This window comes from Halostagnicola larsenii XH-48 (assembly GCF_000517625.1).
GTDB lineage: Archaea > Halobacteriota > Halobacteria > Halobacteriales > Natrialbaceae > Halostagnicola > Halostagnicola larsenii.
In genome coordinates this window covers 2,152,977-2,174,581 of sequence record NZ_CP007055.1, presented here as the reverse complement: position 1 = coordinate 2,174,581, position 21,605 = coordinate 2,152,977, and the positions used below count along the sequence as shown (strand labels likewise).

The following is a 21,605-nucleotide window of genomic DNA, read 5'->3' as shown; positions in this document are numbered from 1 at the left end:
CGTCGAACGAGAGTCGGTTCGAACAACACTCGGCTCGAGTACCCGCTTGTTTCGGCGTCCCATGGTGGGAGTTTCACTGTTTCAAAAGCCAAACGCTTAGTCGCTTTACTCATTTGACTCACCCAATGAGTGATTTTGAGTCCTCCGAAGAGGCGGATTCGGTCGCGGATGCGCAAGCGGAGGCAGACGCGCAAGCGGAGGCAGACGCGCAAGCGGAGGCGGAAGCGGAGGTGGATGCGGTTCGGGATGCGGTCGAGCGGTCCAGAAGCGGGGCGCCGGCGGTCGGAGCGGTCGTTCGGGATCGCTTTTCATCCGACGAAGTGTTTCAGCGGATCGTCGCGGCCGCGGACGAGGAGATAACCTCCGGGAATCGCGAACTGCTGTTCAGCAGCATTGCGGCCGGACTTGCGATTTCTATTACGGTGTTGCTGTACTCGTCGCTGTACGGGTCGACTGACGGCCACCCGATTCTGAGTGCGCTGTTGTACCCACTCGGCTTCATCTACATCATCATCGGCGGCTATCAACTCTACACCGAGAACACGCTTCCGCCGGTCGCGCTCACGCTAGAGCGGCTGGCGAGCGTCCCGGCACTGCTTCGCCACTGGTTGATCGTCATCATCGGCAACTTCATCGGGGGGACGATCGGCGCGGCGGTGCTCGCGTGGGGCGGCGTCTTCTCGCCCGAAGCGGCTGAGGCGGCGGTCTACCTCGGAACCCACGGCGCGGAGACGGCGTGGTTGGACCTGTTCTTCAAGGCGGCCTTCGCCGGACTCATCGTCGCCGGCGTCGTCTGGGTGAGTTTCGCCTCCCGCGATACGATCTCGCGGCTCGTCGTCGTCTACCTCGCGTTCCTCGCGATCCCGCTGGGGAACCTCTTTCACGTGGTCACCTCCTTTACCGAGATGGCCTACGTCGTCTTCATCGGCGAACTCGGCCTGCTCCCGGGACTGACGGGATTCGTCCTCCCCGTGTTGCTCGGCAACACCATCGGCGGCGTCGTGTTAGTGACCATCGTTAACTACTATCAGACTAGCGAGGAGCGCCTCGAGTCTGCGCGATTTGGCGGGGCGGATTCGCGTCTCACCCCGACCGAATGGCTGTTAGGCGGTATCGCTGGTCGCTCGTTCGTCCCCCTGATCGACACCGTCGAGGAGACCGCGGCGGACCCCGATACGTTTCGCATCCTCGTTCCGATCGCCAACCCGCGAACCGAGTCGGCGCTCGTCAACTTCGCGAGCACGCTCGCCAGCCAGAAGGAGTCCGCGGTCGTCCACGTCGTCCACATCGTTCAGCTTCCCGACCAGACGATCGCAGGCTACAGCATGAACCAGCGCCAGCAGATCATCGACGAGTCGGACAGCCAGCTTGAGGGGATCCGCGAAACGGTCGAAAGCTACAACGTCGAGGTCGAGACGTCGACGGTCGTCACCTACCGTTCGTTCGAGGAGATCTTCAGGACCGCAGAGCGAAAGCACACCGACCTCGTCGTGATGAACTGGGCAGTCAACGACCTGTGGGACGCCGCAAGGGCCGAACGACCGCTCGGCGAACTGACACAGCAACTGCCCTGTGACTTTCTGGTCCTCCGGGAACGTGATCTGGACGCCTCGAGAATCTTGCTTCCGACCGCCGGCGGCCCGGATTCCGATCTGAGCGCCGAGGTCGTCAAACTGCTCCGGTCGGGAACCGGTTCGGAGATAACGCTGTTGCACATCGTCGACGGCCCGGACGAGCGCGAGGCGGGCGAGCAGTTCTTACAGGAGTGGTCCGCCGAACACGGGCTGGACGATGCCACGCTCGCGGTCGACGACTCCGGCGATGTCGAGGGTGCGATCTGTCGAGCCGTCGACGACCAGACGATGCTCGTCATCGGTGCGACCGAACGAGGACTTCTCTCGAGGCTCGTCTCGGGGTCGTTACACCTCGATATCATCGAGAAAATCGATAAATCGATCGTCCTCGCCGAACGGCCGACCAAGCGGAGTCTCTACGAGCGATTGTTCGGGCGTCGCTAACCAACCGTCGACCGAATTCGACTGTTACGGTCTGATCTGGCTGTACCGGTCTGGTCCGACTGCACCGGTCTGAGTTGGCTATGTTGGCTTGATCTGACTGTGCTGACCGACTTGCTGCACCGGTTTGACCCGTCACCGATGGTCCGGGTCCGGAGATTGGGTCTGTAACTGTTTTGCCGCCGCTCGTCGTCAGACAGGTACGATGGACGATTCAGATATCACACCGACCAACGGGGCCGACGACCTCGAGTTGAGCGAGGCGGAACTCGACGCGCTTCACAATCTCCAGTTGGGAATCGAGCACGTCTACCGGGCCTACGGTACGTTACTGACGTTTCACCATCAGCTCGGGCACGCGATGGACCGAATGGCGGACGCGGAAGTCCGGCTCCGAGACGCGGGTCACGACCCGTGGGCCGACGAACTGCGAGACCAGCACCTCCCGGCGGGCGCGGTCAGCGATCAGTGGACGTTCGAACTCGTCGAGGAGTTCTCCGAGACCTTTCTCGAGGAACTCGATCGATTCGAGGGCGAAGTGAGAGACGAGTTGGCCGACGGTCTCGACCACGTGAGCGAACGCCGGCAGAAACGCCGCCTTCGAGAGCGGTCGGCGAACGACCCCTCCGCTGGCGACGATTCAGCCGAATGATCGACCCGGAGTGAGAAGCGTTTTCGTCCGTGACGTGATAGGTCGGCGCATGACCGATCGGTACGACGCGATCGTCCTCGGTGTCGGCGGGATGGGTGCCGCGACGATCTCTCACCTCGCCGAACGGGGGGCGAACGTCCTCGGACTCGAGCGATACGACGTCCCCCACGGGTATGGCTCCTCTCACGGCGTGACGCGTATCATCCGGCTGGCGTACTACGAGGACCCCGCGTACGTTCCCTTGCTCCAGCGGGCGTACGACCTCTGGGCGGACCTCGAGGCAGGCCACGATCAGCAACTCTTCTACCAGATCGGATCGATCGACGCCGGACCGGCCGGGAGCGACCTCGTCGAGGGCTCGCGTCGTTCGTGCGAAGAGCACGGTCTCGAGTACGAAGCGCTCTCGAGTGCGGATCTCTCCGATCGCTATCCGGGGTATCAGCTTCCGGAGGACTACGAGGCGGTGTATCAGCCCGACGGCGGCTTTCTCGTTCCCGAACAGTGTATCGTCGCCCACGTCAATCGAGCCCACGACGCCGGAGCGACGATCCGGGCCCGAGAGCGCGTCGTCGGGTGGCGGGAGACGGGAGACGGCGGCGTCACCGTCGAAACGGATCACGCGACCTACGACGCCGACAAGCTCGTCGTCACGGCCGGCGCGTGGGCCTCGAAATTCCTCGACGAACTCGAGGGTATCGTCGTGCCCGAACGACAGGTTTTGGCGTGGCTCCAACCCGAGGTCCCCGATCACTTCGAACCCGAGGCCCATCCCGTCTGGAACCTGCAGGTTCCCGAAGGACGATTTTACGGTTTCCCCGTCCACGGCGTTCCCGGCTTCAAGTTCGGCCGGTACCATCACCGGGAGACCGACGTCGATCCCGACGCCTTCGAACGCGAGCCGACGCAGGCGGACGAACGCCTCCTCCGGGAGTTTGCCGAAGAGTACTTCCCGGACGGCGCGGGGCCGACGATGCGCCTGAAGACCTGTCTGTTCACGAATACGCCGGACGACGATTTCGTCCTCGATACGCTCTCTGCCCACCCGCAGGTCGCCGTCGGTGCCGGGTTTTCAGGTCACGGGTTCAAGTTCGCGAGCGTGATCGGAGAGGTGCTCGCAGACCTTACGCTTGAGGGAGAAACCGAACACGACATCGGGATGTTTTCGCTGGATCGGTTCTGAGCGGTTCTGGGCTGTTCTGATCGGTCCAGACGCCGGATTCGAGTACCACTTTCGTCAGCGTACGCTGCAAGTATCACCGCTCCGTGTCCGCGTACGCTGCAGGATCCAGCGACCGAGACGGAGCCTCGAGCCACTGTGCGGGCTGGCCAGGTGCGAGAAGGTCCGCGAGGCGAACCGACCGTTCGCCGCCGACGCGGACCGCCGCTTCGATTCGGACCACGGTTTCGGGTCCAACGTCCGCATCGGCGGCCGCAGGCGCTTCTCGAGGCTCGAGTCCGACGCCCGTGACGCGCGTCTCGATGTCGTCGCCGTCGCCGAACCCGTACGCGCGAATCTCGGCCTCGAGGTCGGCTTCGACGGCCGTTATCGAGTGCGTCGCGTCGGTTAGCATCGACCGAACGGATCGAAACGCCTGCGTCAGTGCAACGTGCGCTCGGCGGGAATCTCCGCCGTCGCCGTCGACGACGAACGTCCGGACCAGTCCGCCGTGATACCCCTCGGGACCCCGCGGAGCCGCGGCGACGACGATCGGTTCGCCGGCGCGGAGTACGCCGTCGCTCGTCGCGGGCGCGCTGTTCGTCGTGGGTACGTCGTTCGCCGTCGCTGTCACCCGGGTGTGCCCGCCGGGAAGCGCTCCTTCCGCCGCGATGGATTCGTCGACCGCAATCCGCAGTCGCTCGCTCGTCAGTTTCTCTCCGCCGAGGACGAGCGTCTCGTTGTCGCCGGTAGTCGCCTCGGCAAGCATTGCCGCCGCACGTTTCTTTCCGGTTCCGCCAGCCTGTTGGGCCCGTTCGATCCGGGCGCGCTCGTCGTCCGTTTTCGAGCGACGGGCGCGAGACAGTACGTCGCTCGAGGCGAGCGAGAATCCGGCCCGCTCGAGGTACAGTGCGCCATCGTGGGGGATCGTCGCCGGTGTGAGAACGGTTCCGGAGACGCCATCGTCGGCCAGCCGGGCGGCGAGTTCGTCGGCCGGATGCCGTGGCCAGTCCGCGGCGACGCCGCGACGACTGACGTGGTGCCACCTCGAGCCGTCGAAAGCGACGGCGTGGGTCGTGTCGAACGTACTGGTTGTCGGGGTGCCATCGCTCGAATCGATCGTCTGGAGACAGTAGCGAACCGCCGGGTCGCGAGTCGAGCCGGCGTGGACGAACGCCGCGGCGTCTCTCGACGATAGTTCCGACGCGACACGCGCGGTCAGCGGGTCGCGCTCGCTCACGGCGCTTCCGCTTCGACCTCGGGTTCGGCTTCGCTGGCGTCCGGGTCCTGGGCCTGTTCGACGAGTTCCTCGAGGGGCGTGTCGGTCAGGCGGTTGTTGAGCAACACGTCGACCGGAAGCGTCGGCGCGCCGTCGACGAGGTTCTCGAGTAAGACCAGCCGTTCTCGAGCGCGGGACATGCCGACGTAGAAGACCCGACGTTCGTTGTCGGTGAGGACTGGGACCGGGGAGGTCGTCTTGGTAAACTCCTCGCAGCCGGGGATGTCGGTGATTCCCTCGGAGTCGTTCTCGAGGTCGGCCGTCGATCGATCCTCGATGGTCGCGACCATCTGTTCGACGACCTTCTCGGTGAGGTCCGTTCCGACGATGACGTGGTCGGCTTCGCGCCCCTTCGCGGAGTGGATCGTTCCCACGCGGACGCGGTCGGTGGGCATCTTCTGGTAGCTGCTGATCGCGAAGTAGGCCTTGACGCTCTTTTTCTGGAAGTTCGTCACCTTCCGAAGCATGTCCGAGGCGGATTCGGGGCCGGGCATAAACGGCGTGTGGTCGGCGATGACCTCGGCCGGAATCATGAGTTCCTCGAGGTCGTCGATGCCGGCTTCCTCCTGGCGTTCGTCGATCGTATCGAAGAGGTCGTCGCGCTCGTTGGTTCCGAACGCAGAATCCTGCAGCATATCGGCGAGTCGACGGGCCTGTAGTCCGGTGACGTCCTCGCCGCTATCGATCGCCTCGACTGCGCGCACGTACTGGGTGAGCCGATCGGTCCACATCCGCTGGTCGGTCAGCGAGGTGAACGGGACGCCCTCGGTGATGAACTCGTCGATGAACTGGAACATCTGGTACCGGGCACGGAACAGGATCATGATCGTTCCCTCCCCTTCGACCAGCGTCTGGCGGACGAGTCTGACGACGTCGAGCATCGAGGCGTTGCGCTGGGCTTCGACGGCCCCGCCTTCCTTGCGCGGTTTGAGGTCTTTGTCCTGGCGCTTCTCGATGTGTCTAATCTCCTGATTGACCGCGTTGAGAACGTTCGACGGAAGCCGGTAGGAGTTCGGGAGGATGATGTCCTCGTCGACTTCCTCCTCGAGCAGCAAGGCCGGGTCCGCGCCCTGCCAAGAGTAGACGACCTGGTCGTCGTCGCCGGCGATCAGGACCTGATCGACGTGGGGTTTCCACTCCTGATAAACGTCGTACTGTAGCGTGGTGATGTCCTGAAACTCGTCGATCACCAGGTAGTCGACGTTGGGAACGAGCGAGCGCTGTCTGACCCGCTCTAACATATCGGCGAAGCCGATCTTCTCTTCGGAGCCCTTGTAGTTTCGCCAGGCTCGGATGACCTCCGGAACGTCGATCCGGTCGTCGTCGGAGGGCCACGTCGGCGTGTACTTGTTTCCTTCCTGGGCGTTCGGGTCGATCTCCGGGGGAAGTCGGACTTCTTCGACGTCCCACTGGAAGGGGACGTCGTACCAGTCTGCGACCTCTCGGCGGGTCCGTTGAAGCCACTGACTGGTCGCGATAATCTTGTTCCCGATCGTCGTCGAGCGGGCGGTCCGTCTGCCGGCACCGCTGTACTCGTCTTCGAACTCGATGCCGTAGTCCTCGCAGAATTCTTCCTTGTCGGATTCGCCGATTACGTCGCCGCGAGAGAGATCCAACAGATCGTAGGCTTTGGCGTGCATCGTACAGACGTTACCCTGCAGGGCTCGTGGACTCTCGTCGAGCCGGTCGGCGAGTCGTTCACGAACCTCCTGTGCGGCCGCTCGCGTGTACGAAACGACGAGGATGTCCCGGAACGTCACGTCGTCTTCCTCGAGAATCTCTTCAACGTGGTCGAGGAGGGCGGTCGTCTTCCCGCTTCCCGGGCCGCCGAACAGCCGGGTCACCTTCGTCTCCGTGGTACTCATTGTACCTGTTCAAGAGCGCAATACCCATAAGTCACGTGGATTGTCGCCGAGAGAAACCGTCTCAGGCGTTGGGTTTTGGATACGTCAAGCAGTTCGTCTCGAGCGGGCGGTTCTGATTTCTGCGCCGTCGCGGACCTTGTCGGGACAGCAGGGACAGACTCGCGGTTCGTCGACTCCCTGAGGCGTAAACACTCGTGCGTATTGCATCGTGACGAACGACCCGCAGTTCTGGCAGGTGGGCATCTTCATCTCGAGGTCGTTCCGTATCGTATTTAAATATTGTCCTGAAATGGGATAAAACAATGTTCCATTCAGAAAAACCAGATTCGTGTGGGTGCGTGGCGATTCCGTCTTGAGTCCGCCAGTTACCTTTGTGTCCGGAATCCGCCAGATACTGTCTCGAACCGGTGCCCGTCGGTTGCGGCCGTGAACCGGAATCAGCCGGTTTCGGCCTTGAACTGCAATCAGCAGGTTGCGACCGTGAATCGGCGTTTTCCAGAACCGACCTCGAGGATGGTTGTCAGCACGAGGACGGGACGCAGCGACTCGACTCGAGAAGGTTTTCGGGTGATCCAGATCCGCCGTCGGGAGGAGAATCCTCAGCGGTGTGGTGTCCAGCCACAGACGCTACAGTTCGTCGCCGCCGTATCGTGTATGCCACCACACTCTGGACACTGTTTCTTGTTATATGTACTTTCCCAGCCGGCGTCGGTGACATCGTGGCCGCGATCCGCAAGGAATTGATCGAACACGTCGTCGGCACCACTGGGTGAGGTTGCCATAGTCATGGTTTGGCACACCAGAGTATTAAATCAATTGGTCATCCACATCGTTGACACGAACGGCTCGTTTTGGGGCAGCGTCGGTCCGAACGGCGGGGGTTCCTACTCGTCGTCGAATCGCGTCCCAACCCCCGTCCTTTTCTTCGCCGTCGCCTAAGACTCGAGTATGAGCGATCTTCGGCTCGATGCGACCCAACTCGACCGATACTCGAGACACGTGATCATGGACGAAGTCGGCCCGGAGGGGCAAAAACGGCTCCTCGAGGGATCCGTGCTGGTCGTCGGCGCTGGCGGGTTAGGCTCGCCGGCGATCCAGTACCTCGCCGCCGCGGGCGTCGGGCGTATCGGAATCGTCGACGACGACGTGGTCGAGCGTTCGAACTTACAACGCCAGATCATCCACGCCGACGGGGACGTCGGAATCCCGAAAGTCGAGAGCGCGGCGTCGTACGTCGACGCACTGAACCCGGATATCGACGTCGAGACCTACGAAACGCGGCTCACGACCGAGACGGTCGACGACATCGCCGACAGCTACGATATCGTCCTCGACGCGAGCGATAACTTCGCCACGCGATACCTGTTGAACGATTACTGCGCGTTGACAGGGACGGCGCTGTCCCACGGCGCGATCTACCGATTCGAAGGCCAGATAACGACGTTCACGAACGCCGATCCCGCGACCGGGGACGATTCCGGTCGAGAGCAGCCGTGCTACCGGTGTCTGTTCCCCGAAGCGCCCGAGCCCGGTACCGTCCCGGACTGTGCGACGACCGGCGTGCTCGGCGTCCTCCCCGGTACCGTCGGCTGCATTCAGGCGACGGAGGTCGTCAAGTACTTCCTCGGGAAAGGCGACCTTCTCGAGGGCCGGCTTCTCATGTACGACGCCATGGACATGACCTTCGAGACGATCGAAATACGGCAGAACCCCGACTGTCCGGTCTGTGGCGAACCGAGCTCGATCGATTCCATCGACGAGGTCAGCTACGAGGGAACCTGTCAAGTCTCCCGAGCAGAATAGCTTTGCCCGGTTCGAGCGCCGAAGACATCTGGGTGTGCTCGCTGAATCGGACCCTCTGTCTTCCAATTTGTCGTCTAATTCATAATTCGAAACGCGTAGCGGTGGCGACGGAGCCCGACGACGACCGGTCCCAGGCGGTCGCCAACCGTTCGATTCTCGCCTAAACAGTATCCGCGACCGCGGGCTTTTTCGTATCCGCGTCCCAATGTGTGACTATGTCTACGCTTCGCGAGGCGCTGGGTGACCTTTCCGACGACGTCTTCTTCGATCTTCTCGAGAGTGAGGAAGCGTACCTGCTCGTTCTCGACGTCCCGGGCGTCTCCGCTGAAACCCTCCAGGTGGCAGTCGACGGCGGTCGGATCGAGGTCGATGCGAGCCGCGAGAAATCCATGGACGACGAGTACCGGTACGTCGAGGAGAACCGATCGCTGTTTCTCGACATCTCGCTTCCATTGCCCGACGACGCGACCGAAATCGGCGCGAGCGCGACCGTCGAACGCGGCGTCCTCGAGTTAACCTTGCCAAAGCGCGACGCGGCGGCCGAAACGACGATCGACGTCGTCGCCGGGGAGGACGCCTAACGCGGGGTGGCCTGATCTGTCGACCCTCCGCGCGTATCGACGATTCGTCGTAGTCGCGTGGCAGTTTCTCCCGTTGTTGGCCGCCTATGCTCGCGACCGACGGCGCTTTTTCCTGTTCGGTGGCTCGAGACGGGTCGATCCGGAGACCCACCGACATCGGGCCGAAGTTTTGCTCGAGTCGCTGTTGACGCTCGGGCCGACGTTTATCAAACTCGGACAGTTGCTCTCGACCCGACCCGATATCCTTCCGCCGGAGTACATCGAGGTCCTCTCGGCCTTGCAGGACGAGGTTCCGCCGGCCGACTGGGAAGAGGCGAAAGTCGTGCTCGAGGAGGAACTCGGACCGGTCGACGAGCGGTACGAGGCGTTCGACACCGACGCGATCAGCGGGGCGAGTCTGGGCCAGGTGTACCGGGCCAAGACCGACGGGACGGACGTCGCAGTCAAGATCCGCCGCCCCGGCATCGAGACGCTCGTCGAGACCGACCTTCGGGTGATCCGGTGGTCGATGCCGCTGCTTTTGTACTTCGTCGACGAATCGCGCTCGTTCTCCCTCGAGAACTTGGCAGAGGAGTTCTCGCGGACGATTCGCGAGGAGATGGACTACGAGCGCGAGGCGCGGATGTTAGCGGAGATCAAGGCGAACTTCGCGGACGACGATCGGGTCCGCGTTCCGGCGGTGCTCGAGAGCCATTCCGGATCGCGCGTGCTCACGATGGAGTACGTCGGGGGGACGAAGATCAACGACGTCGACGAACTCGACCGAAAGGGGATCGACCGGAGCGAGGTCGCAGAATCCCTCCAGCGGGCCTACCTGCAGATGATCATCGACGACGGCGTGTTTCACGCCGATCCGCATCCGGGGAACCTCGCGGTGACCGACGACGGAACGATCGTCTTCTACGACTTCGGGATGTCCGGAAAGGTCGACGAGTTCGTCCAGGGGAAGATCGTCGAGTTCTACATCGCGGTCGCGAATCAGGATATCGACGCGATACTGGACGCGTTAGTCGAAATCGGTACCCTGAGTCCCGACGCCGATCGCGCGGTGATGGCGAACGTAATGGAATTGGCGATCCAGAACGCACGCGGCGAGGCCGTTGAGCAGTACCGCGTCCAGCAGATCGTCGGCCAGATCGAGGATTCGATCTACGAGTTCCCCTTCCGCCTGCCGAAAAACCTCGCGCTCGTTCTTCGCGTTGCGACCGTCGTCGAGGGCGTCTGTCTCACCCTCGATCCGGACTTCGATTTCATCTCGACGGCGACCGACTACCTCACCGAGGAGGGCTACCGCGAGGAGTCGATCCGCAAGTACCTCGAGGAATCCGGCGAGCAGATCCGACGATCGGGCGAATCTCTGACCCGAATTGCGCCGAAGATCGAACGAACGCTCGATCGCATCGAGCGCGACGACCTCCGCGTTCGGGTCGGCGTCGAGGACGAGAAGAACGTTTTCGCGGTGCTGGCAAAGCGGCTCATCTACGGGATGTTGCTGACGATGTCGCTCTTTTCGATGGGCGTCCTCTACGCGCTCGGTGCGCCCGAAGCGTCGATCGTCGCCGCCGTTTTCGGGGCGGCCGTGACAGTGCAACTGTACCGTTCGTTCCGGGAACGCCGCGGTCTCAGGGCGGAACCGCAGTTCGCCCAGCAGCGATTTCGCCAGCGCCAGCGCGAGAAGTGACGGCTCGGTATCGGGGAAGAAGTGACGCCTTGAGGCTGTTCGACGGGACGGATAGGACAGGTCGATAGGACCTCACAGAGGGCGGTCCGGGGTGAAACGATAACCCGTTGGGCGCTGTAAGCCCCCTATGGACTACGATCGAATCGCCGACCTCTCAGTCGAGATCGACTCGGTTTCGACGGATCAACTCGAGGCTGAGACGACCAGCGACTTCACCCGCGTGACGACGTTGTTCTCTCTGTCGGGACCGGACGGAGACCGCGGGACCTGTACGGGAACGGGCGAGGACGTCACCTACGAGAGCGAGGAACACCGCGCGTTGGCGGAGACCGGACTGCCGGACCTCACCGGCGAGTACACGATCGACTCGTTTTCGGCCCGTCTCGCCGACGTCGATCTCTTTCCCGCGGGCGCTCCCGACCGCGAGGTGTTCCGAAACTATCGCCGTTGGGGCATAGAGAGCGCCGCGCTCGATTTGGCGCTCCGCCAGGCGGGAACGGACCTCGGCACCGAACTCGAGCGCTCGTACGACCCGGTCCGGTTCGTCGCCAGCACGCGCCTCGGCGACCCACCGTCGACCGATCGCCTCGAGCAACTGCGCAAGCGGGTTCCCGGTGTCGAGTTCAAACTCGATCCGACGCCGGAATGGAACGACCCGGTCGTCGCGGCGGTCGCGAACACGGCACCGGTTCGGATCCTGGATCTCAAGGGCCAGTACGCGGGAACCGACGTGGACGTACCCGCGGACCCGGCGCTGTATCGTCGCGTTCTCGAGGCGTTCCCGCAGGCGGTGATCGAGGACCCCGCGCTGACCGCGGAGACCGAAGCCATCTTCGACGATCCGGACGTACGCGCTCGGGTCTCCTGGGACGCGCCGATCCACGGCCTCAAGGACGTCGAGGCGCTTCCGTGGGAACCCGACTGGCTCAACATCAAACCTTCTCGGTTCGGCTCGCTCGAGTCGCTACTCGAGACGATCGCGTTCTGCGAGGAGCGGGACGTTCGGCTGTACGGCGGCGGCCAGTTCGAACTCGGCGTCGGTCGAACCCAGATTCAGACGGTGGCCTCGTTGTACTACCCGGACACTCCGAACGACGTCGCCCCGCGACTGTACAACGTCCCGGGAATCGCCGAGGAGTTACCCGCGAGTCCGCTCGAGATCCCGACCGAGGGTGACGGGTTCGGCTGGTAACCCTGCTGCTCACCGCCGTGCCGGCTCGTGTTCGGCGTGTCGAGAGCAGGTGTACGGTCGGGTCGCTCGTCCGATCCAAACGGTTTATGCCGTTCGGTTGATTATCCCGGCGTATGGCGAAAAAGCAGCAAGAAGTTCGCGATCTCCAGGAAGGTAGCTACGTCGTCATCGACGATGTGCCCTGTAACATCAACGCCTACAGCACCGCAAAGCCCGGTAAACACGGCAGCGCAAAGGCCCGTATCGAAGCCGAGGGGGTCTTCGACGGCAAAAAGCGATCGCTGTCCCAGCCGGTCGACGCGAAGATCTGGGTCCCGATCATCGAGCGAAAGCAGGGCCAGATCGTCTCCGTCGACGGCGACGACATGCAGGTAATGGACTTAGAAACCTACGAGACCATCACGATGCGCGTCCCCGACGACCAGGATGTCTCGCCCGACGAGAACATCGAATACCTCGAGATGGAAGACCAGCGGAAGATCGTCTAATGTTTCCCGGGGCGGCCGACTACCGACGAGCCGATACGAGCAGGCGAGAGCCCGACGCGGACTTCGTGGTCGTCGGTGCGCCCCTGGACGCTTCGACGACCTTTCAGCCGGGGACCCGGTTCGGTCCCCGACGCGTTCGAACCTTTTCCGAAAGTTACGACGATTACGACCGCCGAACGGACCAGCACTTCTCCGAGCTACGCGTCTTCGACGACGGCGACGTTCGCGCCTGGGACGACGCGGCGGAGTACCTCGAGTTCCTCGAGGGGACACTGCGGGACGTCGTCTGGGACGACGCCGTTCCCCTGGTGCTCGGGGGCGAACACACCGTCTCGCTGGCCGGCGTTCGCGCCGTCGAACCCGAGGTGTTCGTCTGTCTCGACGCCCATCTCGACCTTCGAGACGAGTACGACGGCAACGAATTGTCTCACGCCGCTGTCACCCGACGCATCCTCGAGACCGTCGACTCGGTCGAGGAGGCGATCATTATCGGGGCCAGAACCGGCAGCGAGGCCGAGTGGGAGCGGGCCGAAGCCGAGGACGTAACGGTCGTTCCGCCGGAGGCGGTTTCGAGTCCCGACTCGCTGCTCGAGTCCGACTCTGTCCCGAACTCAGAATCCGTCTCGGCCCCGGATCTCGAGTCCGCTTCGGAGTCGATCCTCGAGTCGATGCTCGACGGACGGGACGCCTACCTGAGCGTCGACATCGACGCTGCCGATCCCGCGTACGCGCCGGGAACGGGGACGATGGAACCGTTCGGCCTCGAGCCGCGCGAACTCCGTTCGGTCGTGTGCGCCGTCGCGCCCGCGTCGAGCGGATTCGACGTCGTCGAGGTGAACGACCGCGACGACGGGCAGGCGGCGGCGCTCGCCGGAAAGCTCCTCCGGGAGTTCGTCTTTTCGGCCGCGGCCGAAAACGCGGAGTGACGCCTCGAGCACCGAGCCCCTTCTCGATTCGAACCCGTGATCGGCACTAGCGCCGCAGTTGTCCGGCAACGTCGCACCCGACGCACACTTACAAGTCTCGCGAGTTCGAATCGTCGGGCATGGAACTCGCCGAATTCGCGTCTCGACTCGACGAGGAGCTACGAACGGCCGATTACGCGGATATCGATGCGAGCGCGAACGGACTCCAGGTCGGCCCCGACGAGGGCGAACTCGAGCACGTCGCCTTCGCTGTCGACGGCGTCGCCGAAACGTTCGAGGGAGCGATCGACGCGGATGCCGACGCGCTGGTCGTCCACCACGGGATTTCGTGGGGCGGCTTCGACCGCGTGACGGGCCGGAAGTACGACCGCATCGCACCGCTGATCGAGAACGACGTCGCGCTGTACGTCTCGCATCTCCCGCTTGACGGCCACCAGGACCACGGTAACGCGGCCGGGGTCGCCGACGTGCTGGGTCTCGAGAACCGCTCGCCGTTCGGCGAACTCGGGCCGGAGTACATCGGCCAGCGCGGGACCGCCCTCGAGTCGTACTCGCTCGAATCGCTCTGTGATCGCCTCGAGTCGGAACTCGATACGGGCGATCGACAGGTACGCGGCCTCGGATTCGGGCCCGAGGAAATCTCCGAAATCGCGATCGTCACCGGCAGCGGAACCGACTGGCTCGAGGAGGCCGTCGACGCCCGCGTCGACGCGCTCGTCACCGGCGAAGGGAAGCAGAAAGTCTACCACGAGGCCCGGGAGGCGGGTATCAACGTCGTGCTGGCGGGCCACTACGCGACCGAAACGTTCGGCGTCCAGTCGCTTCAGGAACTGGCCGGGGAGTGGGGGCTCGAGACGACGTATCTCGACGTGCCGACTGGCTTGTGATTTGGGTGTGGTAGTCCGCCTACTGTTGTGATTTTGGCCGTCATTGGTGAACGAAACGCTTTCGGTGTCGGTCCTACCCTGCAGCAGTATGGCATGGAATCAGTTGGCACCTGGCGCTCCATCGTTCGAGATCGAGAACGCACCCGCACCCTTGTTTCGGGATCCGATCTTCGACGGCGCGGCGGATTCGTCGATCATGTGGCACCGTGGGAACGACGAGTGGTGGCTGTTCTATACGCAGCGCCGATCGAACATCGACGTGCCGGGGAAAGCGTGGATCCACGGCTCGGAGATCGGCGTCGCCACCGCGACCGACAGCGGCCGGTTCTGCTACCGCGGCACTCTCGACCTCGAGATCGAACCCGGTCACAACACGCACTGGGCACCCGAAATTCTCTTCTACGACGGAACGTACCACCTGTACGTCAGCTACCTGCCCGGCGTTCCGCAGACGTGGGAGGGACCGCGCTACATCGTCCACTGCACGAGCGAGGACTGCTGGGAGTGGACGGTCGAAAGCACACTCTCGCTTTCTTCCGAGTACGTGATCGACGCTGACGTTCATCGTCTCGAGGACGGCACCTGGCGCATGTGGTACAAAGACGAGGCCGACAACGCGTACATTTACGCGGCCGACAGCGACGATCTGTACGAGTGGAACGCCCACGAGACGCCGGTCCTCGACGATCAGGCCCAGGAGGCTCCGATCGTCTTCGAGTGGCGAGGCGACTACTGGCTGTTGACTGACTCGTGGGACGGTCTGAGCGTTTATCGCTCGCCCGATGGGCGCGAGTGGACCGCTCAGTCCGACCGACTTCTCACCGACGCGGGCGAACGTCCGGGCGACGACTACGAGGGGGGACACCCCGACGTGTTCGTCGTCGACGACCGAGCGTACCTCCTCTATCACGTCCATCAGTCGGGGGAGGGCCGTCGATACACGGTCGACGACGGTCGCGCTCGCCAGACGGTGTTACAGATTGCCGAACTCGAGACCGAGAACGGCTGGCTGGTTTGCGACCGGGACCGATATCAGTAACTGCACGATTCGGGTGGCTCTTGCAGTTCGGAAGTCGAAAATCCCGCTAACAACGTCGCTGATGTGTTCGGTTGTACGAAATCGCTATCGAACGAGTAACCTCAAGCTCGAGCGCCGAACCGCGGCGTTCAACACGATCGGTCCCCATCCGCGAGTATGACCGACGAGCACGATCACGCTGACGCACACGACGAGGGCGACCACGATGGCGAGCACGCCCACGGGTCGGATGAGGGCCGAGAGACGTTCTCCCACGACCCGATCGGCCACGCCGAGGCTCGAGCCGGGATGACCGTCGGCGAACTGGCAGACGAATACGGGAACGCGGGCGTCGGCGCGGCGAATATCCACGAGGCCGTCTCGGTCACGGAGGCGATGTTCGACGACGACGTGACCGTCTTCTTCGGGCTCGCGGGCGCAATGGTTCCGACCGGAATGCGACGCATCGTCGCCGATCTGATCCGGGACGGCTACATCGACGCGCTCGTGACGACCGGTGCGAACCTGACCCACGACAGCATCGAGGCGATCGGGGGCAAACACCACCACGGCTCCGTGACCCCGGCGGGGAAGACCGAACGCGAGCACGACGAGACGCTCCGCGACGAGGGCGTCGATCGGATCTACAACGTCTACTTGCCACAGGAGTTTTTCGCCACGTTCGAGTCCCACCTTCGTGAGGAGGTCTTCCCGCCGCTCGAGTCCGACGGAGTGGTCCCCATCCAGCGACTGACCGAAGAACTCGGGCGGGCCAATGCGGCGGTAAACGAGCGCGAAGACATCGCGGAGGGTCCCGGTATCGCCGCCGCGGCGTACGAGAACGACGTGCCGATCTACTGTCCGGCGATCCAGGATTCGGTGCTCGGCCTGCAGGCGTGGATGTACTCCCAGACGAGCGACTTCTCGCTCGACGCGCTCGCCGATATGACCGCGCTGACCGACATCGCCTACGAGGCGGAGGAGGCGGGCGCGTTCGTCGTCGGCGGCGGCGTTCCGAAGAACTTCACCCTGCAGACGATGCTCGTCACGCCCGGCGCGTACGATTACGCCGTCCAGTTGACGATGGATCCCAAACAGACCGGCGGCCTGTCGGGAGCTACCCTCGAGGAGGCACGGTCGTGGGGCAAACTCGAGAAAGACGCTAGAAACGTCTCGGTCTACGGCGACGCGACCATCTCGCTCCCGCTCGTGATCGCGGCCGCTCGAGAGCGCCTCGAGCGCTGAAAAGGGCTATTGGCATCGGTATCCGCCACCGCTCACTCGAGGTCGGCCGCCTCGAGCGGTCGCGCCCGCTCCCAGTAGCGTTCGTGGAGATCCTCGCCCCACGTGCGAACCTGCTCGTTGTCGGTGTCGAGCGCCGCTTGCAACACCCCGTCGTCGTCACGAACCATGAGGCTGAGAACGTCGTCGGCGATGGTCACGGCGTGGGGAACGTCGCCGTCGAAGACGCGAACCTCGGCCCGGTCGGTCTCGAGTAATTCGCGAAGTCGATCGCTGAGCGACGGTTCGTCCGCGAGGGCGTCGATCGCCGCCGTCGAAAAGATGCCCTCGAACCGCTGTCCGTTCTCGCGGACGTGTCGGTGAATGGTCTCGAGACTCCGCTCGTTGAACGCGTGGGAGACGATTCGAACGGTTTCGGCACCCCGAATCGTGTCCGTGACCCGACTGACCGGCGCGCCCGGCCGCGTCTGGGACGGAACGGTGATCGTCGCGTCCCTGAGCGCGAGCAAGTCGAAGTCCATCTCGTCGGTCGGCAACCACGCGACGACGTCCCGAAGGGTCAGTTCCGTCTCGACGATCTCCCGCAGATCCGTAAAGCCGGCCGCGACGAGCCGTCCCGTGGCGGTCACGTCGTAGCCCTCGGCCGTCCGAACGATCCAGTTGCGGTCGTCGAAATCTCGAAGGATGCGCCCGAGCGTCGGCTGTGAGGCCCCCGTCGCGGCCCCGAGTTCGCGCCGCGTCGCCGGTGCGTCTCGAAGCGCGTTCAACACCGCGATCCGGTTCGGGGACAGCGCGAGAAATTCGATCTCCTCGAGTGCGCGGTCCATACGCGACGTTCGACCCGTCGGTAGAAGTGTGTTTTGGGTCGTGAATAAATTTCACACCGTGAAGGGCTGCACCGGTCGAAAGGAGAGCACACCGCTGCCATGTTTCTTCTCCTGAAATATTTACTGAATTAATTCATGTGTGTCGGCCCCGTTTGGTCACATAAGAGATGATCTGGAACGTTCTCCCGTCTATTCGGGCTACTCGAGATGCGTGTTGGGTGGTGAGCTAAGATGACTCGGACGCGAATTGCCGTTTCGTTCGCCCTCGCGAGCGTCTTCTTCGGCGGAACCTTCGTCGCCGCGAAAGCCGGGCAGGCGTACATTCCGCCGCTGTTGTTCGTCGCGTTGCGCTTCGATATCGCGGCCGTCCTCCTGCTTGCCTACGCCGCAGTGACGACCCCCCGAGCGGACCTCGTTCCGCGAACGCGGGGCGACGTCGCCGGTATCCTCGCCGCCGGCGTTTTCGCTATCGGGCTGGCAAACGGGTTGCTTTTCGTCGGGCAGGGATACGTCTCGAGCGCGATCGGGGCGATCGTCTTCAGCCTCGTTCCGATCTTTTCGCCGCTGCTCGCCGGTATCTTGCTCACCGACGAGCGACTGACGCCGGCCGGAGCGGTCGGCACCGCGGTCGGACTCGTCGGCGTCGCGATGGTGATCGGAATCGATCCCGGAAACCTCCTCGGCGCGCTCGACTACGGCACCGCCATCGTCTTTTTCGGTGCCGTAAGCGCCGCACTCGGCGGCGTCCTGATTCGACGCGCCGAGACGACGACCTCGAGTACGGTTCGAACCGCCTGGGCGCTCCCGGTCAGCGCGCTCATGCTCCACGCGCTGAGTTTCGGTGCGGGCGAGTCGGTCGCCGCCATCGAGTGGACCGCCGGAGCGATAATCGCGCTGGTTTACGTCAGCGTCTTCGCGGGTGCGATCGCCTACATCGCGTACTTCGACCTCATCGACGAAGTCGGGGCGATCCGCTCGAGTCTGACCTTCTACGCGACCCCCGCCGTCGCCACGATCGGCGGGTGGCTCGTTCTGGGCGAACAGCTTTCGGGACTCGCAGTTGCCGGGTTCGCCGTTATCCTCGCTGGCTTCACGATCATCGGCTACCGCACGGTCGTGCCCGCGCTCGAGGGAGCCGTTCTCCGGGCGATCCACCGCGTTCCGCCGATTCACCTGCACGGCGACGACCGCCGGGACTCGAAATTCGAGACCGATAGCGACTAGCGCGCTTGCGCGGTGTCTCAGAGGATGTGGCTCCGCACCGCCGCGACCGAATGCGGCCACTCGTCCTCGAACTCGTCCAACGCGGCGTCGACCGCGGTCCAATTTGCCTGCATCCACGCCTCTTCCTCGTCGAGCGTGTCCGACCACTCCGTCACCGAATCGATGCCGAAGTCGGCCGCCGTGTACGAGTCGCCGTCGACGGTGACGGTGCCGTGAATGTCGCCACAGTTCGAACACCGCGTCGAGGCGATGACGAAGTACCGCTCGAGGCGTTGCTCGACCGAGTCGGGTTCGCTCATAGCGGGTCTGGCCCCGTCTTCGTATAAGAAGTCTCGGACGCGGTCGTTTCGCGGACGAAATCCTCGTCCTGTACGAGGTCGCCTCTCGGGCGACGCTCACTCGAGCCAGTCGGGCGTCCACGCCACGAGTCGGCGGCGAACGAGCGCGTACCCGATCGAGAGGGCGACGCCGCCGACGATGGCGGCGCTGATCCATCCGTCGAAGACGAGCAGCCCCGGCACCGCGAGACCGACCGCGAGGGCGGCGTCTTCCGGCGCGCCGTCGTATCGAACCCACCGACGCGGCCGGAGCCACCTCGAGCGGACGTGGTCGTAGACCGCCCGCTCGCTTCGGTGGTTCCACGGGTCCATTTCGGGGCCGCCCCCGAGCGCGTCGCTTGCCGAGTGGAGCCAGGCGGCGACGGCGGCGGCCGCGAACCCGGCGGTGACCGCCGTCGGAACGAGCAGCGCGGCGGCCACGGCGAGCGCGGTGACGGGGGCTCCGAGAACGGGCGCGTGGAAGGTCCGCCGATGCTCGAGGACGATGTCGAAGTCGGGTGCGAGTCCGCCACAGATCGCGCCGATGGCGAGCGGTATCGCGAGTTTGGGAACGGCGTACGCGACCGGAGCGACGACCGCGAGCCCGGCGAACACGTGCGTCGTCGCCATCATACCCTCCTGTACGGCTGCGAGCGGGAAAACTGTGTGCGACTGGGCTCTGTTGCCATCTGCAGCCCTTTCTCAGCCCGCACGTTTGCCGAAAGTCAGATTAGAATCGAAGCCAGCAATCACATTATCAGCGCCGTCGTAGGTCGATCCGTCCGATGGCTGCTCTCGACAGACGCGGCTCCACGTTCGCGATACTGGTGGTGGAACGGTGACGTTCGCAGCGAGAGACGTTGCCGCCGAGCCGACACACAAACTCGTCACCCGAGACCTTCCGGGGGTCAAAGACGGGGATCCAGCCGGGGGCGTGACCGCCGAAAACCGGGCTGTCGGCGTTCTTCTCGAGTACGGGGACGCCGTTCACCTTCGCGTCGACTCGAAGCACGGTCAGTTCGAGACGATCCGCAGCGAGTTCGCACGGGTGCCGGAATCGGAGCAGGTCTTCGTCGGCTCCGAGCGGGTCTACCGGGCGTCGCTTCCGGGGGATCGGCCGCTCGTCGAGTCGGTGCTGGAGATCTCTGCCGGCGATACCGCCGAATGGGTCGACCGCACGTTCTATCTCGATGCGTTTGCGATCCTGACCGACGAGTCGTGGCTGTATCACTCGATACCCCACGAGACGCATATTCGAGAGTGCAACGCGAGCGAGCACGACGAACTCGTCGCGGCGCTGAACGAGACGCTCGAGTCGGTTCCGGGCTCGGCTGTCGTTCCCGCTGATGGGTTCGTCTCGTGGACGATCGGCGGCGTCACGTACGAACTCGACTGGGATTCACTGCACCGGTACGCCGGTGCGGATAGCCACGCTATGTACGATCTCGAGCGGCTACAGCGCGTTTGCGTGCAAACCCCGGAAGCTGTTCTCCGTCTGGACTGGAGCCCCGCGTCCGCGGAATCGTTGCTCCAACGGGCATGGTGGTGGGTCGTCAATTCCGAATCGGCCACGCCACCGACTCGAGTTCGCGTTCCCGATGGAGAACGGGCGAACGCGGTTCTCGACGCGTTCGATCGGCTCCGCTCGGCGCTTGACTATTCATACGAAGTCGGCAATTCCGATCGGAGTTCGGACGAGTAACCGTGCGACAGCGCCGGCTATCGTCCCTCGAGGTTCTCGCCCTGGTAGCTGCCGTCGTAGGCTTCCTCGTGGTCGGCCTCGACGAGCACCAGCTGGGCGATTCGGGCACCGCGCTGGATCTCGATGTCGTGGTGGACCTGCAAGAGCCCTTCGCCGCGACCCTCGTAGCCGGCGTCCCAGACCGCCGTGTTGAGCATACAGGAGTTGCGCATGAGCGACGAGCGCGGATAGACGAAGCCGATGTGTCCATCGGGTATCTCGATCCGCTCGCCGTAGCGAGCCACGTAGGCTCCTTCGGGGAGGTAGTACGTCTGGGGCATCTTCTCCTCGAGTTCCTCGAGCGGCCGGGCGACCCGCTCGCCGACCGACTTGCCGTCTTTCGTGATGCGGCCTGGCTCGAGCTGCTCGAAGACGATCTCGAGGGTGAGATCGACGCCGTTAGGTTGAATCTGCTCGTCGGTCGCCGGGGAAACGTGGTCGGCGACGAAGGCACCGGAACGGAACATACGCTCGACAACGGAACGGAACCGGCAAAAACGTGTCGCGTTCTATTCGGTTCGCGGCGGTATCCCATCCCATACTCCTTGATCCGTCTCGCGCGCTAGATTGATGCTAGATCAATGGACATAAACGGGCGTGTACTTCTATCGCAACATTTGCGCCAACAGTGACTGTTTCTCCGAAACTAGCATGGTCGACCCGGATAGAAACACGCTGGATTTATCAGGACGGAAAGCCGAGATTCGGACG

General features: G+C 63.7%; 21 protein-coding genes and 1 pseudogene. 14 read left to right on the top strand and 8 right to left on the bottom strand.

Going from position 1 to position 21,605, the window contains the following annotated elements; all coding sequences use genetic code 11:
* The first annotated feature begins 125 nt into the window (after window positions 1-125).
* The 3 genes from HALLA_RS11010 to solA all read left to right on the top strand — a co-directional run bounded on the left by HALLA_RS11010 (window position 126) and on the right by solA (window position 3,847).
* Window positions 126-2,018 (top strand): formate/nitrite transporter family protein, encoded by a 1,893-nt coding sequence (locus HALLA_RS11010; RefSeq protein WP_049953398.1) that lies wholly within the window; start codon window positions 126-128, stop codon window positions 2,016-2,018.
* Between the two features lie 202 nt (window positions 2,019-2,220).
* Window positions 2,221-2,667 (top strand): hypothetical protein, encoded by a 447-nt coding sequence (locus HALLA_RS11005; protein ID WP_049953397.1) that lies wholly within the window; start codon window positions 2,221-2,223, stop codon window positions 2,665-2,667.
* 49 nt (window positions 2,668-2,716) lie between these two features.
* Window positions 2,717-3,847: an N-methyl-L-tryptophan oxidase gene (gene solA / locus HALLA_RS11000; RefSeq protein ID WP_049953396.1), complete on the top strand. Its 1,131-nt coding sequence runs from the start codon at window positions 2,717-2,719 to the stop codon at window positions 3,845-3,847.
* A 73-nt stretch (window positions 3,848-3,920) separates the two neighbouring features.
* Here solA and HALLA_RS10995 read toward each other — a convergent pair whose 3' ends face one another.
* The 4 genes from HALLA_RS10995 to HALLA_RS20025 all read right to left on the bottom strand — a co-directional run bounded on the left by HALLA_RS10995 (window position 3,921) and on the right by HALLA_RS20025 (window position 7,749).
* Entirely contained in the window at window positions 3,921-5,063 is a 1,143-nt protein-coding gene (locus HALLA_RS10995; RefSeq protein WP_049953395.1) for a M24 family metallopeptidase, read from the bottom strand.
* Entirely contained in the window at window positions 5,060-6,967 is a 1,908-nt protein-coding gene (locus HALLA_RS10990) for a UvrD-helicase domain-containing protein (protein WP_049953394.1), read from the bottom strand. Before HALLA_RS10990 ends, HALLA_RS10995 begins: the two co-directional genes overlap by 4 nt.
* Before the next feature lie 84 nt (window positions 6,968-7,051).
* Window positions 7,052-7,210, bottom strand: a complete 159-nt coding sequence (locus tag HALLA_RS21630) for a DUF7563 family protein (protein ID WP_449272280.1) — start codon at window positions 7,208-7,210, stop codon at window positions 7,052-7,054.
* A gap of 356 nt (window positions 7,211-7,566) precedes the next feature.
* Window positions 7,567-7,749: an HVO_0416 family zinc finger protein gene (locus HALLA_RS20025; RefSeq protein WP_084568992.1), complete on the bottom strand. Its 183-nt coding sequence runs from the start codon at window positions 7,747-7,749 to the stop codon at window positions 7,567-7,569.
* A 166-nt stretch (window positions 7,750-7,915) separates the two neighbouring features.
* Here HALLA_RS20025 and ubaA point away from each other — a divergent pair, with 166 nt between their 5' ends.
* From ubaA to HALLA_RS10945, 9 genes are all read left to right on the top strand, one after another.
* Window positions 7,916-8,770, top strand: coding sequence for an SAMP-activating enzyme E1 (ubaA, locus tag HALLA_RS10985; protein WP_049953393.1), 855 nt, complete (start codon window positions 7,916-7,918; stop codon window positions 8,768-8,770).
* 215 nt (window positions 8,771-8,985) lie between these two features.
* On the top strand, window positions 8,986-9,351 hold the full coding sequence (locus tag HALLA_RS10980; RefSeq protein WP_049953392.1) for an Hsp20/alpha crystallin family protein: 366 nt from the start codon (window positions 8,986-8,988) through the stop codon (window positions 9,349-9,351).
* A 76-nt stretch (window positions 9,352-9,427) separates the two neighbouring features.
* Complete coding sequence (locus HALLA_RS10975) at window positions 9,428-11,032, top strand: ABC1 kinase family protein (RefSeq protein WP_049954089.1); 1,605 nt, start codon at window positions 9,428-9,430, stop codon at window positions 11,030-11,032.
* A gap of 127 nt (window positions 11,033-11,159) precedes the next feature.
* Window positions 11,160-12,224 carry an enolase gene (locus HALLA_RS10970; protein ID WP_049953391.1) on the top strand — a complete coding sequence of 355 codons (1,065 nt, stop codon included), beginning with the start codon at window positions 11,160-11,162 and terminating at the stop codon, window positions 12,222-12,224.
* Between the two features lie 113 nt (window positions 12,225-12,337).
* Window positions 12,338-12,712, top strand: coding sequence for a translation initiation factor IF-5A (locus tag HALLA_RS10965; RefSeq protein WP_049953390.1), 375 nt, complete (start codon window positions 12,338-12,340; stop codon window positions 12,710-12,712).
* The gene (locus HALLA_RS10960; protein WP_049953389.1) at window positions 12,712-13,638 is read left to right on the top strand and encodes an arginase family protein; all 927 of its coding nucleotides are present in this window, start codon (window positions 12,712-12,714) and stop codon (window positions 13,636-13,638) included. The genes HALLA_RS10965 and HALLA_RS10960 overlap by 1 nt, the downstream gene beginning before the upstream one ends.
* 119 nt (window positions 13,639-13,757) lie before the next feature.
* Window positions 13,758-14,525 (top strand): Nif3-like dinuclear metal center hexameric protein, encoded by a 768-nt coding sequence (locus HALLA_RS10955; RefSeq protein WP_049953388.1) that lies wholly within the window; start codon window positions 13,758-13,760, stop codon window positions 14,523-14,525.
* An 88-nt stretch (window positions 14,526-14,613) separates the two neighbouring features.
* Window positions 14,614-15,564: a family 43 glycosylhydrolase gene (locus tag HALLA_RS10950; protein WP_049953387.1), complete on the top strand. Its 951-nt coding sequence runs from the start codon at window positions 14,614-14,616 to the stop codon at window positions 15,562-15,564.
* A 156-nt stretch (window positions 15,565-15,720) separates the two neighbouring features.
* The gene (locus tag HALLA_RS10945; RefSeq protein WP_049953386.1) at window positions 15,721-16,788 is read left to right on the top strand and encodes a deoxyhypusine synthase; all 1,068 of its coding nucleotides are present in this window, start codon (window positions 15,721-15,723) and stop codon (window positions 16,786-16,788) included.
* A 32-nt stretch (window positions 16,789-16,820) separates the two neighbouring features.
* Here the strand turns inward: HALLA_RS10945 and HALLA_RS10940 are convergent, their stop codons facing one another.
* A complete protein-coding gene (locus HALLA_RS10940; protein ID WP_049953385.1) occupies window positions 16,821-17,612 on the bottom strand; it encodes a helix-turn-helix transcriptional regulator in 792 nt (263 codons plus the stop codon).
* Window positions 17,613-17,843: 231 nt separating this feature from the next.
* Here HALLA_RS10940 and HALLA_RS10935 point away from each other — a divergent pair, with 231 nt between their 5' ends.
* Window positions 17,844-18,836 carry a DMT family transporter gene (locus tag HALLA_RS10935; protein WP_157231362.1) on the top strand — a complete coding sequence of 331 codons (993 nt, stop codon included), beginning with the start codon at window positions 17,844-17,846 and terminating at the stop codon, window positions 18,834-18,836.
* 17 nt (window positions 18,837-18,853) lie between these two features.
* On the opposite strand, the gene HALLA_RS10930 is transcribed toward HALLA_RS10935, so the two are convergent.
* Together HALLA_RS10930 and HALLA_RS10925 are read right to left on the bottom strand one after the other, a co-directional pair.
* Window positions 18,854-19,135 carry a hypothetical protein gene (locus HALLA_RS10930; RefSeq protein ID WP_049953384.1) on the bottom strand — a complete coding sequence of 94 codons (282 nt, stop codon included), beginning with the start codon at window positions 19,133-19,135 and terminating at the stop codon, window positions 18,854-18,856.
* Window positions 19,136-19,231: 96 nt separating this feature from the next.
* A complete protein-coding gene (locus HALLA_RS10925) occupies window positions 19,232-19,786 on the bottom strand; it encodes a hypothetical protein (RefSeq protein ID WP_049953382.1) in 555 nt (184 codons plus the stop codon).
* Window positions 19,787-19,991: 205 nt separating this feature from the next.
* Between HALLA_RS10925 and HALLA_RS10920 the strand changes: the two genes are divergently transcribed.
* A complete protein-coding gene (locus HALLA_RS10920; RefSeq protein ID WP_049953380.1) occupies window positions 19,992-20,855 on the top strand; it encodes a hypothetical protein in 864 nt (287 codons plus the stop codon).
* 17 nt (window positions 20,856-20,872) lie between these two features.
* On the opposite strand, the pseudogene HALLA_RS10915 reads toward HALLA_RS10920, so the two are convergent.
* Window positions 20,873-21,364, bottom strand: a pseudogene (locus HALLA_RS10915) (deoxyuridine 5'-triphosphate nucleotidohydrolase); the annotation flags it as partial.
* Between the last annotated feature and the right edge of the window lie 241 nt (window positions 21,365-21,605).

Bases quoted from the DNA above. Each gene is read 5' to 3' on its own strand.
- solA (WP_049953396.1), top strand. From the start codon at position 2,717: ATGACCGATCGGTACGACGCGATCGTCCTCGGTGTCGGCGGGATGGGT.
- HALLA_RS10970 (WP_049953391.1), top strand. From the start codon at position 11,160: ATGGACTACGATCGAATCGCCGACCTCTCAGTCGAGATCGACTCGGTT.
- HALLA_RS10965 (WP_049953390.1), top strand. From the start codon at position 12,338: ATGGCGAAAAAGCAGCAAGAAGTTCGCGATCTCCAGGAAGGTAGCTAC.
- ubaA (WP_049953393.1), top strand. From the start codon at position 7,916: ATGAGCGATCTTCGGCTCGATGCGACCCAACTCGACCGATACTCGAGA.
- HALLA_RS10980 (WP_049953392.1), top strand. From the start codon at position 8,986: ATGTCTACGCTTCGCGAGGCGCTGGGTGACCTTTCCGACGACGTCTTC.
- HALLA_RS11005 (WP_049953397.1), top strand. From the start codon at position 2,221: ATGGACGATTCAGATATCACACCGACCAACGGGGCCGACGACCTCGAG.
- HALLA_RS10930 (WP_049953384.1), bottom strand. From the start codon at position 19,135: ATGAGCGAACCCGACTCGGTCGAGCAACGCCTCGAGCGGTACTTCGTC.
- HALLA_RS10925 (WP_049953382.1), bottom strand. From the start codon at position 19,786: ATGATGGCGACGACGCACGTGTTCGCCGGGCTCGCGGTCGTCGCTCCG.
- HALLA_RS10990 (WP_049953394.1), bottom strand. From the start codon at position 6,967: ATGAGTACCACGGAGACGAAGGTGACCCGGCTGTTCGGCGGCCCGGGA.
- HALLA_RS10950 (WP_049953387.1), top strand. From the start codon at position 14,614: ATGGCATGGAATCAGTTGGCACCTGGCGCTCCATCGTTCGAGATCGAG.
- HALLA_RS20025 (WP_084568992.1), bottom strand. From the start codon at position 7,749: ATGGCAACCTCACCCAGTGGTGCCGACGACGTGTTCGATCAATTCCTT.
- HALLA_RS10945 (WP_049953386.1), top strand. From the start codon at position 15,721: ATGACCGACGAGCACGATCACGCTGACGCACACGACGAGGGCGACCAC.
- HALLA_RS10935 (WP_157231362.1), top strand. From the start codon at position 17,844: ATGACTCGGACGCGAATTGCCGTTTCGTTCGCCCTCGCGAGCGTCTTC.
- HALLA_RS10940 (WP_049953385.1), bottom strand. From the start codon at position 17,612: ATGGACCGCGCACTCGAGGAGATCGAATTTCTCGCGCTGTCCCCGAAC.
- HALLA_RS10960 (WP_049953389.1), top strand. From the start codon at position 12,712: ATGTTTCCCGGGGCGGCCGACTACCGACGAGCCGATACGAGCAGGCGA.
- HALLA_RS11010 (WP_049953398.1), top strand. From the start codon at position 126: ATGAGTGATTTTGAGTCCTCCGAAGAGGCGGATTCGGTCGCGGATGCG.
- HALLA_RS10955 (WP_049953388.1), top strand. From the start codon at position 13,758: ATGGAACTCGCCGAATTCGCGTCTCGACTCGACGAGGAGCTACGAACG.
- HALLA_RS21630 (WP_449272280.1), bottom strand. From the start codon at position 7,210: ATGCCCACCTGCCAGAACTGCGGGTCGTTCGTCACGATGCAATACGCA.